Annotated in this window: 15 protein-coding genes and 1 pseudogene; 7 read left to right on the top strand and 9 right to left on the bottom strand. The window is 74.0% G+C overall.

What is annotated here, in order from left to right; translation table 11 throughout:
- Positions 1–163: 163 nt before the first annotated feature.
- Together IF09_RS0138540 and IF09_RS0138535 are read right to left on the bottom strand one after the other, a co-directional pair.
- The gene (locus IF09_RS0138540) at positions 164–649 is read right to left on the bottom strand and encodes a DUF402 domain-containing protein (RefSeq protein WP_030304065.1); all 486 of its coding nucleotides are present in this window, start codon (positions 647–649) and stop codon (positions 164–166) included.
- Positions 646–1,596 carry a GNAT family N-acetyltransferase gene (locus IF09_RS0138535; RefSeq protein WP_030304063.1) on the bottom strand — a complete coding sequence of 317 codons (951 nt, stop codon included), beginning with the start codon at positions 1,594–1,596 and terminating at the stop codon, positions 646–648. Before IF09_RS0138535 ends, IF09_RS0138540 begins: the two co-directional genes overlap by 4 nt.
- A gap of 71 nt (positions 1,597–1,667) precedes the next feature.
- Between IF09_RS0138535 and IF09_RS0138530 the strand changes: the two genes are divergently transcribed.
- Positions 1,668–2,054: a GntR family transcriptional regulator gene (locus tag IF09_RS0138530; RefSeq protein ID WP_234321330.1), complete on the top strand. Its 387-nt coding sequence runs from the start codon at positions 1,668–1,670 to the stop codon at positions 2,052–2,054.
- Positions 2,055–2,121: 67 nt separating this feature from the next.
- Here IF09_RS0138530 and IF09_RS0138525 read toward each other — a convergent pair whose 3' ends face one another.
- Entirely contained in the window at positions 2,122–3,222 is a 1,101-nt protein-coding gene (locus IF09_RS0138525; RefSeq protein ID WP_030304060.1) for a DUF5925 domain-containing protein, read from the bottom strand.
- Positions 3,223–3,427: 205 nt separating this feature from the next.
- Here IF09_RS0138525 and IF09_RS0138520 point away from each other — a divergent pair, with 205 nt between their 5' ends.
- Positions 3,428–4,231: an SGNH/GDSL hydrolase family protein gene (locus tag IF09_RS0138520; RefSeq protein WP_030304058.1), complete on the top strand. Its 804-nt coding sequence runs from the start codon at positions 3,428–3,430 to the stop codon at positions 4,229–4,231.
- Between the two features lie 9 nt (positions 4,232–4,240).
- Here the strand turns inward: IF09_RS0138520 and IF09_RS0138515 are convergent, their stop codons facing one another.
- Positions 4,241–5,911, bottom strand: coding sequence for a serine/threonine-protein kinase (locus IF09_RS0138515; RefSeq protein WP_078613728.1), 1,671 nt, complete (start codon positions 5,909–5,911; stop codon positions 4,241–4,243).
- Between the two features lie 366 nt (positions 5,912–6,277).
- Between IF09_RS0138515 and IF09_RS0138510 the strand changes: the two genes are divergently transcribed.
- Positions 6,278–6,547 (top strand): hypothetical protein, encoded by a 270-nt coding sequence (locus IF09_RS0138510; protein WP_076046471.1) that lies wholly within the window; start codon positions 6,278–6,280, stop codon positions 6,545–6,547.
- Positions 6,548–6,584: 37 nt separating this feature from the next.
- On the opposite strand, the gene IF09_RS0138505 is transcribed toward IF09_RS0138510, so the two are convergent.
- Together IF09_RS0138505 and IF09_RS48400 are read right to left on the bottom strand one after the other, a co-directional pair.
- On the bottom strand, positions 6,585–7,838 hold the full coding sequence (locus tag IF09_RS0138505) for a CaiB/BaiF CoA transferase family protein (protein WP_037637169.1): 1,254 nt from the start codon (positions 7,836–7,838) through the stop codon (positions 6,585–6,587).
- Positions 7,839–7,938: 100 nt separating this feature from the next.
- Positions 7,939–8,132 (bottom strand): annotated as a pseudogene (locus IF09_RS48400) (ATP-binding cassette domain-containing protein); the annotation flags it as partial.
- 125 nt (positions 8,133–8,257) lie between these two features.
- Between IF09_RS48400 and IF09_RS0138500 the strand changes: the two are divergent.
- Complete coding sequence (locus IF09_RS0138500; RefSeq protein WP_030304055.1) at positions 8,258–8,992, top strand: TetR/AcrR family transcriptional regulator; 735 nt, start codon at positions 8,258–8,260, stop codon at positions 8,990–8,992.
- Between the two features lie 60 nt (positions 8,993–9,052).
- Here IF09_RS0138500 and IF09_RS0138495 read toward each other — a convergent pair whose 3' ends face one another.
- On the bottom strand, positions 9,053–10,180 hold the full coding sequence (locus IF09_RS0138495) for a type ISP restriction/modification enzyme (RefSeq protein WP_234321331.1): 1,128 nt from the start codon (positions 10,178–10,180) through the stop codon (positions 9,053–9,055).
- Between the two features lie 160 nt (positions 10,181–10,340).
- On the opposite strand from IF09_RS0138495, the gene IF09_RS46640 reads away from it, so the two are divergent.
- On the top strand, positions 10,341–10,505 hold the full coding sequence (locus IF09_RS46640) for a hypothetical protein (protein WP_199920543.1): 165 nt from the start codon (positions 10,341–10,343) through the stop codon (positions 10,503–10,505).
- A gap of 85 nt (positions 10,506–10,590) precedes the next feature.
- Here IF09_RS46640 and IF09_RS0138485 read toward each other — a convergent pair whose 3' ends face one another.
- Together IF09_RS0138485 and hmgA are read right to left on the bottom strand one after the other, a co-directional pair.
- Positions 10,591–11,340 (bottom strand): GntR family transcriptional regulator, encoded by a 750-nt coding sequence (locus IF09_RS0138485; RefSeq protein ID WP_030304053.1) that lies wholly within the window; start codon positions 11,338–11,340, stop codon positions 10,591–10,593.
- A 43-nt stretch (positions 11,341–11,383) separates the two neighbouring features.
- Positions 11,384–12,706: a homogentisate 1,2-dioxygenase gene (gene hmgA / locus IF09_RS0138480; protein ID WP_030304045.1), complete on the bottom strand. Its 1,323-nt coding sequence runs from the start codon at positions 12,704–12,706 to the stop codon at positions 11,384–11,386.
- Between the two features lie 160 nt (positions 12,707–12,866).
- On the opposite strand from hmgA, the gene IF09_RS0138475 reads away from it, so the two are divergent.
- Positions 12,867–14,981 (top strand): right-handed parallel beta-helix repeat-containing protein, encoded by a 2,115-nt coding sequence (locus IF09_RS0138475; protein ID WP_051833633.1) that lies wholly within the window; start codon positions 12,867–12,869, stop codon positions 14,979–14,981.
- A 187-nt stretch (positions 14,982–15,168) separates the two neighbouring features.
- The gene (locus IF09_RS0138470) at positions 15,169–15,993 is read left to right on the top strand and encodes a hypothetical protein (RefSeq protein ID WP_199920544.1); all 825 of its coding nucleotides are present in this window, start codon (positions 15,169–15,171) and stop codon (positions 15,991–15,993) included.
- Positions 15,994–16,080 lie beyond the last annotated feature (87 nt).

The following is a 16,080-nucleotide window of genomic DNA, read 5'->3' as shown; positions in this document are numbered from 1 at the left end:
TTAGGGTCCGCTTAAGGCAGCGGTAAGCAGGGCCTCAGGAAGGGCTGCACGGCGGTCGGCAAACGAGCGGCCGTGACGCGGTCACCGGCCGCGAACGCCTCGTGTGCACCGGCCACACGCCCCGGGAAGGTTGACCGGCGCCGGCTTCCCGTGACCGCCGGGGTCAGGTCAGGAGGGGGGTCAGGCCTCCTGGCGCGTGGGCCTGGTCGGTCAGGGCGTCGAGGGCGCGGACGGCCTCGGCCGCCGCCTCGGGGTCGGTCTCCGGGAGGCCGCTCGCCGCGAACTCGTCCTCGTCCAGCCGCAGGACCGCGGAGCCGTCCGCCGACACCCACAGGTCCAGGTCCAGGTCCTCGACCAGGATCTCGCCGTCCTGCACCACCGCCGGGCGCGTGACGTCGCAGTACCAGCCCTTGAGGACGCCCTCGCCCGTCCGCACCTCCTTGACCGCGTACCAGCGCGTCCGCCAGAAGTGCTCGGTGAACACGTCGCCCGGTTCGAAGCGCACGAAGCCGAAGTCCCGTACGCCGTCGGCCGCCCAGGGGGCGCGTACGGAGATCCGGTCGCCCGTGTCCACGACCAGGGCGGCGGGGTAGCGGATCTTGGTGCGGCCCGCCTTGGTGAGGGTGACGGTCAACCCGTGACTGCTCATGACTGCTGGGGTCCTTCCAGTTGCTTCGCGTAGCGCGTCTCGGTCGCGCAGATCTCGTATCCGAACCACCTGTTGATGGCGAGCATCGGCTCGTTCCCGGTGTCGTTGCCCGTGAAGGCCTCCGTGCAGCCGGCGGCGCGGGCCCGGTGCAGGGAGTCCGTCTTGGCGAGCTTGGCCAGGCCGCGGCCGCGGAAGGCGCGCAGGGTGCCGGTCATCGCCGAGCCGTAGCGGGTGGCGCCGTCCGTCCGGGCGGCGCAGAACGCGGCCACGACCCCGTCGACCAGGACGACCGTGGTCAGCTCCTTGTCGAGGTCCGGGTGGTGCCAGACGGTGGCGAGCCAGTCCTCGTAGTCGTCCAGTTCCGCCGGTACGTCGCCCGGTTCGTCACCGGAGGCCTCCGCGTCGGCCTCGTACAGCGGTCGCGGGTCGGCGGCGAAAGCGCTGCCGGGGCGCAGCTCGACCCCGGCGGGGAGCGCGTCCGGGTACGGAGGCAGGGCGGCGCGGGCCAGGTCCAGGCGCAGGAAGTGCGCGGAACGGCTCGGGCGGTAGCCGCGCCGCTCGGCGAACGCGCGGGGGGCGGGCTCGTCCAGCACCCAGGCGTACGTGCTCACGGCACCCTCCGAGGCCAGGTACTCCTCGGCCGTCCGCAGCAGGGCGGTGCCCGCCCCGCCGCCGCGGTGCGCGGGGTCGACGTACGCGTTGACGAACGACCGGCCGGGCTCCGGACTGTCGTACACGAGGCCGAGCTCGGCGGTGCCGACGACGAGGCCGTCCGCGGTCTCGGCGAGGAGGAGGCGATGGCGCTTGGCCGGAGCGGCGGAGGACAGCTCGAAGGCGACTCCGTCGGTGGTGGCGATCAGGAAGGGCAGCGAGGCGCGGCGCACCCGTACAACGGACTCCGCGTCCGAGGGGTCGCCCGGGCGGAGGTCGCGGATCGAAACGGTCATGCCGTGGACCGTAGGCGCGGGGCGGGGCGGATGCCTCCGAATTTTTCCCGGGGATGGGGGAGAATCGCCGGGTGACCTCGACGAACCTGAAGATCCGGATCGACGGCTCGGCCGGCGCGGCCGCCCCGTACGAGCAGCTGCGCGCCCAGATCTCGCGGGCCGCGCGGGCGGGAGACCTTCCGGTCGGGTACAAGCTGCCGACGGTGCGCGGGCTCGCGGAGGAGCTGGGCCTGGCGGCGAACACGGTCGCGAAGGCCTACCGGGCGCTCGAGGGCGACGGGGTGATCGAGACCCGCGGCCGGAACGGGACCTTCGTCGCGGCGGCCGGCGAGGGGGCCGCCCGGGAGGCGGCCACCGCCGCGCAGGCCTATGCGGAGCGCGCGAAGCGGCTGGGCCTGACCTTCGACGAGGCGACGTCGGCCGCCCTCGAAGCCCTGCGCGCCCGGTACGGGAACTAGGGATGTCGTCAAAGCAGCCGGCCGGACGGCTCTTTGACGACACCCCCTGAGTTCCCCCGGAGAGCCCCTACAGGTACAGGCCCGCTTCCGAACCGTGCTGGCCCTGCGGCGGCAGCAGCGCCGAAGGGCCCGTTCCCCGGCGCAGCGCGAACAGTTCGGCCAGCGTGGCGCCCTCGCGCGGAACCCCCTCGTCCGTGCCCAGCCAGTCCACCGCCTCGCCGTGCGTCAGACGGCCCACCTCGATCCGCGCCAGGCAGCGGCCCGGCCGGACCACCGCCGGGTGGAGCCGTTCCAGGTCCTCGTTCGTGGTGACGCCGACCAGCACGTTGCGGCCCTGCCCCAGCAGCCCGTCCGTCAGGTTGAGCAGCCGCGACAGCGCCTGGCCCGCCGTGTGCCGGGCCTCGCCGCGGATCAGCTCGTCGCAGTCCTCCAGCAGCAGCAGCCGCCACCGGCCCTTCGCCGTGCCCTCGTCCTCGCCGATCGCGATGTCCATCAGGTAGCCCACGTCGTTGAAGAGCCGCTCCGGGTCCAGGACGCAGTCCACCTGGCACCACTCCCGCCACGACCGGGCCAGCGTCCGCAGCGCCGAGGTCTTGCCCGTGCCCGGCGGGCCGTGCAGCAGGAGCAGCCGCCCCGCGATGTCGTCCGGGGTCACCTTCATCAGCCGGTCCATCGCCCCGGCCACCGGCGCCGTGTAGTTGGGCCGCACCTCCGCCCAGGTCCCGGCGGCGATCTGGCGGGTCGTCCGGTACGGGCCGCGGCGCGGGGAGACGTACCAGAAGCCCATCGTGACGTTCTCCGGCTGCGGTTCGGGCTCGTCCTGCACCCCCTGCGTGGCCTCGCCGAGCACGCTGGAGGCGAGCTCGTCGCTGACCGCCGTCACCGTCACGTCCGCGCCCCGGCTCCAGCGCGAGACGAGCATCGTCCAGCCCTCGCCCTCCGCCAGGGTGGCGCTGCGGTCGGAGTCACGGGCCGAGCGCAGCACGGTGGCCTCGGGCGGCAGCAGGGTCGCCTCCGCCTTCACCCGCTCGATCGTCACGCTGTGCGAGTACGGCTGCTCGCCGGACGCGAACCGGCCGAGGAACAGCGCGTCCACGACATCCGACGGTGAATCGCTGTCGTCGACGTTGAGCCGGATCGGCAGCGCGTCATGCGGGTTGGCTGGCATGGCGCCCATGATCCGGCACGAAGTGGCCGCGTGCACCCGTGTTTCGCCGGATCGGGGCCGGAGTTCCCTCTTCAAACGCACCGGTGGTGAAGATTCGGGCCGCAACTCCGCGCCAAAAATTCTTGGCATGAACACTTCCAGCCAGCCCCGGCTCCCAGTACCACGGACTCAGGAGTAACCCCCACAAGGAGCCGCACACATGAGCATGAAGATGTCGCGCTTCGCAGCCCTGACCGCCTCCCTGTTACTCGCCGCAGGCGCCGCCCTGTCCGGCGCCGGACAGGCGGCCGCCGCCACGGCCGATTTCGGTTACGTCGCCCTCGGCGACTCGTACTCCTCCGGCGTCGGCGCCGGCAACTACGACAGCGGGAGCGGCAACTGCAAGCGCACCTCCCGCGCCTACCCGTCCCTCTGGGCCGCCGCCCATTCCCCGCAGACCTTCTCCTTCACCGCCTGCTCGGGCGCCCGTACGGGTGATGTCCTGTCCGGCCAGCTCGGCCCGCTGAACTCCGGAACCGACCTGGTCAGCATCACCATCGGCGGCAACGACGCCGGATTCTCCGACGTCATGACGACCTGTGTGCTCCAGTCCGAGTCCACCTGCATCAGCCGCGTCAACCAGGCCAAGGCGTACGTCGACTCCACCCTTCCCGGCCAGCTCGACCAGGTCTACACCGCCATCCACGGCCGCGCGCCCGCGGCCCACGTCGTCGTCCTCGGCTATCCCCGCTTCTACAAGCTGAACGGCACCTGCGCCACCGGGCTGACGGAGGGCGAGCGCTCCGCCATCAACGGCGCGGCCGACTATCTGAACGCCGCCATCGCCAAACGCGCCGCCGACCACGGGTTCACCTTCGCCTCGGTGGCAGGCGCCTTCACCGGCCACGAGATCTGCTCCGGCGACGCGTGGCTGCACAGCGTCAACTGGCTCAACATCGGCGAGTCGTACCACCCCACCGCCGCCGGACAGTCCGGCGGCTACCTGCCCGTCCTCACCGCCGCCGCCTGATCCGGCGGGCTACGAGGCAGCCGCTTCGGGCTCCGGTGCGACCTCCGGTTCCGAGGTTTCCGGCTCCGCGGCGTCCGGCGTCGCCGGCCCCGCCGGTACAGGCCCTGCCGAGACCGGGGCCGGCGTACCGCTCGGACCGGGGGAGGGGGAGGTCCCGTCCGTCGGGGTCTCCCCCTCCTCGCACGTCACGGAGAAGTCCACCCACTCCGAGGCCGTCGGGTCCGGCCCCCGCACCTCCAGCCGGACCGCGTCGTCGAACGTCGCGCTCGGGTAGTACGTGAGCTCGGTGTGGTCCAGCTGCCGGCTCCGGGGGCCGTCCGCCGTGTACGTGACGGACTGCCAGCCGGGGCCGGAGCTGACCCCGCTGCGCGTCGCCCAGCGGTACTCCAGCACGGCGGGCGTACGGTCCGCATCGACGGTCGCCGTGAAGGCGGGCGCCTGATCGGCGGGCGGCGGGCAGGCCCCGCGGTAGTCCGTCCGTACGGCGCGCACCGACACGGCGAAGTGCGGCGCGGGCGTGGCCGACGGCGAAGCGGACGGCGACGGCGAAGGCGAAGGGGACACCGACGGCGACCCCGATCCGGAGGCGCTCGCGGACGCGGCCGAGGTGGTGGCCGGGGACGTCGGGCCGGTACCGTTCCCGCCCGGCTCATCGCGGTCCTTGAGCAGCAGCCACCCCAGGGCGACCACCGCCAGCAGCAGCACCACGATCCCGGCGGTCAGCACCAGCCCGGCCCGCCCCTCGCGCGGCGGCGCCCCGCGGCCCGCCGGGGCGGGACCCGGCCCCGGCGCGGGCCTCGGCACCACCGGCATCGGCGGGGTGGACCCCTCGGGCCGGCCCTGCGCCTCCGGGGGGCCGTGCCGCTGGTGCGCCGTGGCCGTCGGCGAGTCCGGACCCGCCACCGCCCCGCCGGAGCCCTGCAGGACCCCGCCCGCCCCGATGATCCGCAGCATCCGGGCCGCCTCCGCCGCGGGCAGCCGCTCCGCCGGATCCTTGCGCAACAGCCCCTCCAGCACCGGCGTCAGGGGACCGGCCCGGCGCGGCGGCGGCAGCTCCTCGTCCACCACCGCCCGCAGCGTGGACAGCGGGGTGTCCTGCCGGAACGGCGAGACCCCCTCGACGGCGGAGTACAGCATCACCCCGAGCGACCACAGGTCCGACGCGGGCCCCGGATCGCGCCCCAGCGCCCGCTCCGGCGCGAGGAACTCGGGGGAGCCCACCACCTCACCCGTCATCGTGATCGCCGACGAGCCCTCCAGGCTGGCGATCCCGAAGTCGCTCAGCACCATCCGGCCGTCGTTGGCGATCAGCACGTTGGAGGGCTTGACGTCCCGGTGCAGCACCCCCGCCTCGTGCGCGGCGCGCAGCGCGGCCAGCACTTGCTCCCCGAGGTGAGCGGCGCGCTGCGGGGTGAGCGGCCCCTCGGCCTCCAGCACGTCGGCCAGTGAGAGCCCGCGCACCAGCTCCATCACGATCCAGGGCCGGCCGTCCTCGGTGGCCACGTCGTAGACCGTGACGACCCCGCGGTGAGAGACCCGTGCCGCCGCCCAGGCCTCGCGCTCGAGCCGCCGGTACATCCGCCCGATCTCGGCGCCGTCCAGCCCCGCCGGGGGCCGTACCTCCTTGACGGCCACCTCGCGGCCCAACAGCTCGTCGCGGGCCCGCCACACGATGCCCATGCCGCCCCGGCCGAGCAGGTCGAGCAGCCGGTACCGGCCCGAGATGACACGGCCGGCGGCGGATTCCCCGCCCGCCCCACCGATGTTGTCACTCACGCGAGCCCCCAGGTGTGTCCGTGTGTCGGCGGGCGATCACTCCAAGTTAGCGCAGTGCACGCGTTGTGGCCCCGGTCCGCGCGGGACTCGCGCGGGGACCCTTCAAACGGCCGCCTCCCCTGCGGAGAGTGACGGCCGACTCCGCTGAGTAACCGTCAACTCCCCGTCGCCATAGGGGTAATTCACACCACCGGGATACCCGAGCGCGACGCAGGGGCGATAGGGTTAACCTGCCCGGGCCGGGTGCCCTCGTACGGGTGGGGAGAGAACATGGAACAGATAGCAATGCGCAGCAGGCCGCCACGCGTGCCTGCCATCACCTGCGGCAGCAGCGCGACGAGCTCGCGCCTCGACCGCCACCTCGCCGTGCTGGGCGGACCCGCCGTCCCGCACCGCGAGACGGCCGAGGCGACCCTGCTGATGCGCGAGCTCACCTCGCGCGACCACACGCACCGCCTGCGGAGCCGGAGCGCGCGCGTCTCGCTCTTCGCGCCGCTGCGCCGTCTGCGTCGCACGCTCTTCGGCAGCCGCCGCTCGTAACAACCGTCCCCGACCCCTTCTGGTTTCGCCCCCGGCCCTACGCAACCACACCATCCCGGCGCAGTGTCGTGATCTGTGCGCCCGTCATCCCCAGGGCGCGCAGCAGGGCCTCGGTGTGTTCGCCGAGCGCAGGCACCGCACCCATGTGCGGTGCCGCGCCTCCCGGCAGTCCGATCGGCGGCAGCAGTGCCCGCAACGGACCGGCCGGTGACCCCACCTCCCGCCAGCGGTCCCGTGCCGCGAGCTGCGGATGTCCCGCGAGCCGGGCCACCGAGTTCAGCCGTGCACAGGCGATGCCCGCCGCCTCCAGCCGCCCGATCGCCTCGTCCGCGCCCAGCCGGCCCAGCGCCTCGGCGACCACGGCGTCGGTCTTCTCCCGGCCCCGGGTGCGCGCCGCGTTCGTCGCGTACGCCGGATCCTCTGCCAACTCGGGCCGCTCCAGCACCTGTTCGGCGAGCCGCCGCCATTCGCGGTCGTTCTGCACGGACAGCAGCACCCGGTCCCCGTCCGCCGTCGGGTAGGCGTCGTACGGGGCGATGACGGCGTGCGCGAGGCCCGTGCGCGGGGGCTGCTCCCCGCCGTGCATCGTGTGGTGCAGCGGATGGCCCATCCACTCGGCCAGCGCGTCCAGCATCGAGACCTCCACCCGGCCCCCGCGCCCGGTGGCCGCGCGGCGCAGCAGGGCCGCGAGGACCCCGGAGAAGGCGTACATGGCCGCCGCGATGTCCGCGGCCGGGATGCCCGCCTTGACGGGCTGCTCCGGGGTGCCGGTCACCGAGACCAGCCCCGCCTCGCACTGCACGAGCATGTCGTAGGCGCGCTTGTGGGCGTACGGGCCCTCGGCCCCGTACCCGGAGATGTCGACGGCGACCAGCCGCGGGTAGCGCGCGCACAGCGCGGCCGAGTCGAGCCCGAGCCGGGCGGCGGCACCCTGGGCGAGGTTCTGGACGAACACGTCGGCCCCGTCGAGCAGTCCGTGCAGGACCTCCCGGCCGCGCGGGTCCTTCAGGTCGAGCGCGATCGACTCCTTGCCGCGGTTGGCCCAGACGAAGTGGGAGGCCAGTCCCTGCGCGGCGGTGTCGTAGGCGCGCGCGAAGTCGCCGCCGTCGGGGCGCTCGACCTTGATCACCCGGGCGCCGAGGTCGGCGAGCTGACGGGTTGCGAAGGGGGCCGAGACGGCCTGTTCGACGGCGACGACCGTGACGCCGTCGAGGGGCAGGGGCTCCACGGGGCGGGGTTCCGTGGAGCGGGGTTCGGCAGGGCGTGCGGGCGCGGGCGAGTCGGCTGTCATGACAGCCTGCCTACCGGTTGGGACCCCGGCCTGTCACCACACGGGCGGCCGACATCGCACGCTGTGCGCGGTTCGTCCGTCTGTGGCGCCCGTCTCAGTCCCGGCCGGTGACCCCGATGGCACGGCGGACGGCGGCCGGATCGCGCGTGACGTCGTGGCCGGCGACGAGGGTGCGGCCGCCGGTGGGCCGGGTCGGCGTGGGGAGGATCCGTACGGCGGCGGTCTGCCCGCGCCGTCGGGGCCGAGGAGCCCGCAGACCGTGCCCTCCGGCACGGCCAGATCGAGGCCGCGCAGGGCATGGACCTCGCCGAAACGCTTCTGCAGGGCCTCGCCAGTGCAGCGTACGCAGTTGCGGAGCAGCGGATCCTACCTCACTGCGTACGCTGTACGTAGCTAGGATGAGGGCGAGGTGATGACCGATGGCAGTCGGCGGCCGACCCGCCCGACCCGGAGTGATCTGGGCCCGCCCGGGGCGCGCCGGCCGCGGACCCCGGCCCGCGCACACCCGCGAGTCGATCGCGGCCGAGGCCGTGCGGATCGCGGACGCGGAGGGGATCGAGGCCGTCTCCATGCGGCGCGTGGCAGCCGGGATCGGCGCCGGGACGATGTCCCTGTACAACTACGTGCCGCGCAAGGAGGACCTGTACGAGCTGATGGCCGACGCGGTGAGCGGGGAGTACGAGCCGGCCCCGCCGACCGGGGACTGGCGGGCCGACCTGCTCGGACTCGCCCGCCAGGCACGGGAACTGATGCACCGCCACCCGTGGCTGCCGCGGCTGCTGTCCCCCGTCTACGGCTTCGGGCCGAACGCCCTGCGCCATCTGGAGCACAGCCTGGACTGCCTGGTCCCGCTGGAGGCTTCCGGTGCGGAGAAGCTGGAGCTCGTCGCGGCGGTCAACGGCGCGGTGGCCACGTTCGTGGCGAGCGAGCTGGCCCTGGCCGAGCGGGCCCGGTCGCTGCCGTGGAGCGAGGCCGCCGAGGAGGGCGTACGGGCCGCCTGGCTGGGCTCGAGGCTGGCGACGGGGCAGTACCCGCTGCTGGCGGCAGCGCTGTCCGGCGGGCACCCGGTGACGGAGGCGGCCTCCGACCTGGGCGCGGTCTTCGACCGCTCGGTGTCCCGGCTGCTGGGGGCCTGGGGGGCGGCGGAGGGCTGACGCGGGTGCGTGCGCGGGGGTGACGCGGGTCCGTGCGGAAAGGCCCCGCGGGGCGGTCCGTCAGAGCAGGGCGAACTGGCCGCCCGGGCCCTCCTCGTGGTGGTCCAGGACCGAGGCCGGGCGGCGGGCCCAGCGCGGCGGCGGCAGCACGCCCGCGGCGGCCAGCTCGGCGGCCGCCAGCAGCGGCCCGGGGGTGAACGCCGCCCGCTCCGGGGCCAGATCGGCCAGCAGCGCCAAGGTGGTCACCAGTGCCAGCAGCTCCGAGGTCCAGGCCTGCGGCCACTCGGCAGGCCCGAGCGCGTCCAGCCCGTCGGCCTCAGGATCCCGGTGGGCGGTCCGGGCCGCGAACCAGGCCTCCAGTACCCGCGTACCGCCCTGTACCTCGTACTCCCAGGCGCCCGGCGGTACGGGGGAGACCGTCCCGGCCCCGAGGCGCAGCGTCTCGGTCTCCGGGTCGTACGCGAGCCCCTCCGGCCAGGCCTGGACCGCCGAGCGGACGTACGGGCGCCGCCCGCCCGGCAGCCGGGGCGGCTCGGCGCCGGGTCCGCCGCGCAGCTGGACGGTGAGCAGCCGGTGCCCGAGCTCCAGCCCGGCCCGCCAGCGCCCGGGGTCGCCGGTCAGCGGGACCTCGTACCCCCGGGGGCCGGGGCGGCCCGCCGCGAGGACCCAGCACAGCACGTCCTGCGGGGTGGCCCGGCCGCCGTAGCGCTCGCCCAGCAGCGCCAGCAGGCCCGGCGCGAGATTGGGCTCGGCGCCGCCGGGGCGCCGGTGCAGCGGGCGGATCCGGCCCAGGCGGCCGACCGGGAGATGTGCGGTGACCAGCAGCTCCGGGGCCTCCACGGCGAAGAGCTGGTGCTCGTCCAGGACCCGCCACAGCTCCGGGCGGGCCATGTCGATGAGCCGCTGGTCGGGCAGCAGCCACTGCTCGTCGAAGGGATCGCGCAGCACCCGTACGGGCTCCGGGCAGGGGCCCGGCGCATCGGCGAAGCGGGCGGTCGCCGGCGAGCGGCGGCCGGGCAGCGCGGCCGCGCCGGTGGTGGGCGTGCGGGTCCGGGTCGGGCGGAACAGCCGGTCCCGCTCGGCCCCTTCGGTGCCGGTCAGGGCCGCCCAGCGGGCGCGCAGCGCCGCGGGGTCGGGGGCCGCCACCCAGGTCCGGCCCAGGCGCAGGCCGCCCACGGCCCAGGGCATCAGATCGTCCAGCAGCGGTACGTCTTCGCTCACCCGCCAGATGGTAGCGACGGCGGGCGGCGGCCGGGGGTGCGGGCGCCAGCCCGGCCGGGCTGGGTCCATGCCGAAGAGCTACGCTCCCTATGTACGGATATGTTCCGATGTCGAGGAGGAGGCGGTCATGAGTCAGTACGACGAATACTCGACTCCGTCGCAGGCCGAGGGCGAGCGGCTCGACGAGGACATGGACGAGAAGGAGAAGATGCAGCGCCACCACCCGCAGACGATGCGGACCACGCCGTCGCAGGCGGAGGGCGAGCGAGGCAAGGACGACGAGGAGAAGTAGCCCTGGCGGGTACGGCGCTGCGGCCGGGCCCCTCGCGGGTACGGCGCTGCGGCCGGACCGGGGCCGGGCAGGAGCCCGGCAGGGGTCAGGTGGCGTCGACGGTCACCGTGAACGAGAACCGGTCGCCCCGGTAGCGGATCCGCGCGACGTCCACGACCCGGCCGTCCTCGTCGTACGTCACGCCCGTGTAGTGCAGGATCGGGCTGAGCAGCGGCACCTGGAGCAGCTCGGCCGTCTCCGGGTCGGCCAGCCGCGCCTCGACCGTGTCCGTGATCCGGCTGATCCGCACGCCCACCACGTCACGCAGCACCTTGGTCATCGGCCAGCGCGCCAGATCGGCCAGGTCCACCGCCTCGGCGACCTCCGGGCGGACCGCGTTCTCCGCCCAGTTGGTCGGCTCGCCGCTCTCGCCGTCGTGGCGCAGCCGGCGGTACGTGACCACCTCGGCCGTGTCCGGGAAGTGCTCCAGCAGCTCCCCGGACACCGCCGTCCGCTCGCGGCCGAGAATCGTCGTACGGTCGCCCGACTGCTGCGCCACGATCGCATCGACCGAACCCAGCAGCCGTACCGGCGCCCCGCGCCGCGCACCCGGCTCGATGAACGTGCCGCGGCGCCGGTGCCGGCTGATCAGCCCCTCGCCCTCGAGTTCCTTGAGCGCCTGGCGCATGGTCAGCACGCTCACCCCGTAGTGCTCGGCGAGCTGCTCCTCGGTGGGCAGGCGCAGCGAGGCGTCCGGGGTGCGCCCCAGTATCGAGGCGCGCAACGACTGTGACACCTGGTACCAGAGCGGCAGCTTCCGGTTGAGCACCAGCGAGTCGGGGGCGAAGGCGGTCACGGGTGGTTCTCCGTACGGACGGGGCGTGGGGCGCTTAGTGATACTAGGCGCGGAAGTGGCGCTGGAGCCCCTGCCAGACGTCGTCGTAGCCGCGCTGGAGGTGATCGGCGCCGGCCGCCTGGGTGGTGGCGGTGATGGGCCAGCGGGTCTCGAACATGAAGGCCAGACCGTCGTCGATCTTCTGCGGCTTCAGCTCGGCGGCGCTCGCCCTGTCGAAGGTCTCCCGGTCCGGTCCGTGCGCGGACATCATGTTGTGCAGCGAGCCCCCGCCGGGGACGAAGCCTTCCGCCTTGGCGTCGTACGCGCCCTCGATCAGGCCCATGTACTCGCTCATGACGTTCCGGTGGAAGTACGGCGGGCGGAAGGTGTCCTCGCCGACGAGCCAGCGCGGGGCGAAGACCACGAAGTCCACGCCGGCCAGCCCCGGGGTGTCGGAGGGCGAGGTCAGCACGGTGAAGATCGACGGGTCGGGGTGGTCGTAGCTGATCGAGCCCAGGACGTTGAAACGGCGCAGGTCGTACACGTACGGGGTGTGCGTGCCGTACCAGGCGACCACGTCGAGCGGGGAGTGGTCGTAGGTGGCGGCCCAGAGGTTGCCGCAGAACTTGTTGACCACCTCGGTCGGGCGCTCGCTGTCCTCGTACGCGGCCACCGGGGCGCGGAAGTCGCGTGCGGCGGCGAGGCCGTTGGCGCCGATCGGGCCCAGGTCCGGCAGCTCGAAGGGGCGGCCGTAGTTCTCGCAGACGTACCCGCGGGCGTCGTCGTCCAGGAGCTCGACGCGGAAGCGCACGCCGCGCGGGATCAGGGCGACCTCGCCGGGGCCGGCGCTGAGCATGCCGAGCTCGGTGCGCAGCAGCAGGCCGCCGCGCTCGGGGACGATCAGCAGCTCGCCGTCGGAGTCGCTGAAGACCCGGTCGGTCATCGAGGCGTTGGCGGAGTAGAGGTGGATGGCCATCCCGGTGCGCTGGGTGGCGTCGCCGTTGCCGCCCAGCGTCCACAGGCCCGCCAGGAAGTCGGTGCCGGGCGCCGCGTCGGGGAGCGGGTTCCAGCGGAGCCGGTTGGGGTCCGCCGGGGCCTCGGTGAAGGGCGCGGAGCGCAGGGCGCCGTTGTCGATGCGGGCGAAGGGCGGGTGGGCCGCCGAGGGGCGGATCCGGTAGAGCCAGGAGCGGCGGTTGTGGGCCCGCGGCTCGGTGAAGGCGCTGCCGCTGAGCTGTTCCGCGTAAAGGCCGAGGGGGGCGCGCTGGGGCGAGTTGCGGCCGGGCGGCAGGGCGCCGGGGACGGCCTCCGAGCTGTGCTCGTTGCCGAAGCCGGTGAGGTACTCCAGTGCCTCCGCCGTCTTCCTGGCCTGCTCGGCCTGCTCGCTCATGGGTACTCCCGCTCTGTGGCTGCCAAAGGAATCCTATGGTCGACAGTAGGATTCCGTGGCCCGCCCGTCAATGCCCCCGTGAATCGCGATGTCGCGAGGGACCGAAAAGGCGATGCCGCGGGGGGTCCAAAAAGATGAACATTGCTCTACTCTCACGCGCATGTCGTGGACCCGCAGGTTCCCTGCCGTGCCGGCGGCGCTCCTCGCCGCCCTCCTCGCTCTCCTGTCCCTCCTCGCCGCCGCGCCCGCCGCCAGCGCGCACGAGGAGCGCCCCGTGGCCCTCCCGGACGGCTCCGGATCCGTGCCGCAGTACCGGAAGGCCGAGCCCGACCTGCTGGTCTGCAAGACCGACCGGCCGGCCTTCGAACGCCGGACATCCGCCTTCCCCGAGGAGCTGAAGCAGCGCAACCTCGCCCTGTACGAGCGGTGCGAGAAGAGCGGCTACCGGCACCTCCAGGAAGCCGTCGACGCCGTGGACCGGCCCGGCATGAACATCGCGATCCTCCCCGGCCTGTACGAGGAGGAGCCCGCACTGCCGAAACCCGCCGGGGAGTGCGCCGCGCTGAAGGCCCCCGACTCCTCGCTCGGCTACCAGATCCTGACGTACGAGCAGCAGGTGCAGTGCCGGCACAACCAGAACCTCGTCGCGATCCTCGGCAAGACGGACCTGCAGATAGAAGGCACGGGCGCTTCACGCCTCGACGTCGTCATCGACGCCAAGTACCAGAAGCTGAACGCCATCCGCGCCGACAAGTCGAACGGCATCTACTTCCGCAACTTCACCGCGCAGCGCACCACGTTCAACTCGCTGTACGTCCTCGCGGGCGACGGGTTCGTCATCGACGACGTGCTGACCCGGTGGAACGACGAGTACGGCTTCCTGACCTTCGCCAGCGACCACGGGCTCTACAAGAACTGCGAGTCGTACGGGAACGGCGACTCCGGCATCTACCCGGGCAGTGCCTCGAACATCAACGACGGACGCGGCTACGACGTCCCGCGCTACTCCATCGAGATCACCGGCTGCCACAGCCATCACAACATGGTCGGCTACTCCGGCACGGCGGGCGACTCCGTCTGGGTCCACGACAACGAGTTCGACCAGAACATGGGAGGCGCCTCGATGGACAGCGCCTTCCCCGGGCACCCCGGACTCCCGCAGAACCACGCCAAGTTCGAGCGGAACCTGATCCACGACAACAACGCCGACTACTACGGGTACGTCGCCGACGGGACCTGTGCCAAGCCGCCGATCGAGCGCGGCTACGAGCAGGGGGTGGTCTGCCCGCAGATCTCCATGCCGCCGGGCACCGGCATCATCACCGCCGGCGGCAACTGGAACGTCTACGAGAACAACTGGGTGTACGGGCACCGGCGCGCTGCCTTCTTCCTCTCGGCCGTCCCGGCGTTCATCCGCGGCGAGGAGGAGTGGTCGAAGCAGGCGGACACCTCCCACCACAACCGCTACGCCGCCAACACCCTCGGCAAGGACAAGTCGGGGGCGTCCCGCCCCAACGGCATGGACGTGTGGTGGGACGGCCAGGGCCGCGGGAACTGCTGGCAGCCCGGGCCCGACGGCTCCACCCCGGGCACGCTCCCGCACTGCGGCGACCGCCGTGGCGAGGTGTCGGGCGCCTCGGCCCGCCTGGTCGGTGAACCGGTGAAACTCGCCCAGCTGCTGGTCTGCGCCGACTACAGCGTGCAGGCGCGCAAGCTCCCGGCCGGCTGTGACTGGTACGGGGCGCGCGGCCTGGAACGGGTGGAGACGCAGATCGCGCTGGCCGCGGCGGCGGTGCTGCTGCTCGTGGGCGGGGTGCTGTGGTGGCGCCGCCTGCGCGGGTCCCGGCTGGGAACGGCGGCCTCGCTGCTCGGCCTGGCCGGGCTGGCGCTGGACGTGGCCGGCTCCACGATGCCGCTCGTGGGGACCATCGTACCCGCCCTGGCCCTGCTCCTGCTGGGCCTGTGGTGGACGGGCGCGGGCATCGCGCTGCGCCCCGGCCGCCCCTGGCTGGCGCGGCTGACCCTGCTGCTGGCGGCCCTCACCCTGCTCGATGCCTTCGACAAGGCCGTCCTGATGATCCCCTGGATTCCCGTCGGCCCCTCCTGGCTCCGCGCCCTCCTCGCGATCCCCTGGGCCCTCTGGGCCACCATCGCCGCCTCCCGCCCGGACCCCGCCCCGGCCGGCCCGGGCAGCGACCCGGCGGGCGATCGCTCCCCGGTCCCGGCCGGCCCGGCACCGGCCCTGCACACCGAAGCCACCCCGGACGCGGCATGACGCCCGACCCCACCCGCTCAACCGCCGGCCTTGACCCCGTGGGCCGAGGCGGGCGGGGCGTCGGGGACGGCATGACCGAAGGAGGAGTGCAGTGAGCGACGGCCGGACCGGACATCCCATCGGGTGCGACGGCTGCGGGGTGCCGCCCCCCGGGGCGCGGACGCGGCGGCGGGCCCGAACCGCAGCCCTGCTGACGCTGGTGCTCCTGCTCGTCGGCGGCGCGGCGACGGGCTGTGGCGGGCGGGCCACCACCCACCACAAGCCCGGCACCAGCCACGAGCAGGCCACCGGCAGCGCAGGCACCCTGCTCGAGGCCCGGGACCCCACCGGCCACCGGCTCCGCCAGGTCCCGGCCGAGGGCGCGCCGCAGGTGCAGCTCGCCGCCCGCCCCGACTCCGAGGACGGCTGGAACCTCCAGCTGACGGTGAAGAACTTCCGCTTCACCCCCGACAGCACCGGCGGCGCCGCCCTCCCGGGCGCCGGCCACGCGCACCTGGAGCTCGACGGCCGCAAGCTGGCCCGGTTGTACGGCCCCTGGTTCCATCTGCCCGCCGCGCAGGTCCCCGAGGGCGCGCACACCCTGACCGTCCGCCTCTACGCGGACGACCACACCGCCTGGACCGTCGCCGGCAAGCCGGTGGAGGGCACCGCCCAGCTCACCGCCACCGCCCCAGGCGAGGCCGGCCACAGCCACACCTCACCGCCGGCGCAGCCCTCGCCCCCGGTACCGCCGTCGCCGGAAGCGCAGGCCGGCCGCACCGTCACCCTCACCGTCCGGGACGGCAAGGTCACCCCCGCCCCCGGCCGCACCGAGCTGCGGCGCGGCGAGCGCATCGCCCTGCGCGTCACCAGCGACCGCGCGGACACCCTGCACGTCCACGGCTACGACAAGGAACTCGCCCTGCCGGCAGGCCAGGAGGCCACCCTGGTCCTGACGGCCGACCGCAGCGGCCTCTTCGAGGTCGAGACCCACGAGTCCCGCCTCGTCCTGACCCAGCTCCTCGTCCGGTGACCCGGCCCGCGCCCACCCGGCCCGCGCCGACCCCGCCCACCCGGCCCGCGCCCACCCGGCCCGCGCCCACCCGGCCCGCGCCGACCC

It is taken from the genome of Streptomyces katrae (assembly GCF_000717655.1).
Lineage (GTDB): Bacteria > Actinomycetota > Actinomycetes > Streptomycetales > Streptomycetaceae > Streptomyces > Streptomyces katrae_B.
This window is presented reverse-complemented; position numbering and strand designations above follow the sequence as displayed.

Coding starts and splice junctions, on each gene's coding strand:
- IF09_RS0138540 (WP_030304065.1), bottom strand. CDS start 649: ATGAGCAGTCACGGGTTGACCGTCACCCTCACCAAGGCGGGCCGCACC.
- IF09_RS0138535 (WP_030304063.1), bottom strand. CDS start 1,596: ATGACCGTTTCGATCCGCGACCTCCGCCCGGGCGACCCCTCGGACGCG.
- IF09_RS0138525 (WP_030304060.1), bottom strand. CDS start 3,222: ATGCCAGCCAACCCGCATGACGCGCTGCCGATCCGGCTCAACGTCGAC.
- IF09_RS0138520 (WP_030304058.1), top strand. CDS start 3,428: ATGAAGATGTCGCGCTTCGCAGCCCTGACCGCCTCCCTGTTACTCGCC.
- IF09_RS0138515 (WP_078613728.1), bottom strand. CDS start 5,911: ATGGGCATCGTGTGGCGGGCCCGCGACGAGCTGTTGGGCCGCGAGGTG.
- IF09_RS0138510 (WP_076046471.1), top strand. CDS start 6,278: ATGGAACAGATAGCAATGCGCAGCAGGCCGCCACGCGTGCCTGCCATC.
- IF09_RS0138505 (WP_037637169.1), bottom strand. CDS start 7,838: ATGACAGCCGACTCGCCCGCGCCCGCACGCCCTGCCGAACCCCGCTCC.
- IF09_RS0138500 (WP_030304055.1), top strand. CDS start 8,258: ATGGCAGTCGGCGGCCGACCCGCCCGACCCGGAGTGATCTGGGCCCGC.
- IF09_RS0138495 (WP_234321331.1), bottom strand. CDS start 10,180: ATGCCCTGGGCCGTGGGCGGCCTGCGCCTGGGCCGGACCTGGGTGGCG.
- IF09_RS46640 (WP_199920543.1), top strand. CDS start 10,341: ATGAGTCAGTACGACGAATACTCGACTCCGTCGCAGGCCGAGGGCGAG.
- hmgA (WP_030304045.1), bottom strand. CDS start 12,706: ATGAGCGAGCAGGCCGAGCAGGCCAGGAAGACGGCGGAGGCACTGGAG.
- IF09_RS0138475 (WP_051833633.1), top strand. CDS start 12,867: ATGTCGTGGACCCGCAGGTTCCCTGCCGTGCCGGCGGCGCTCCTCGCC.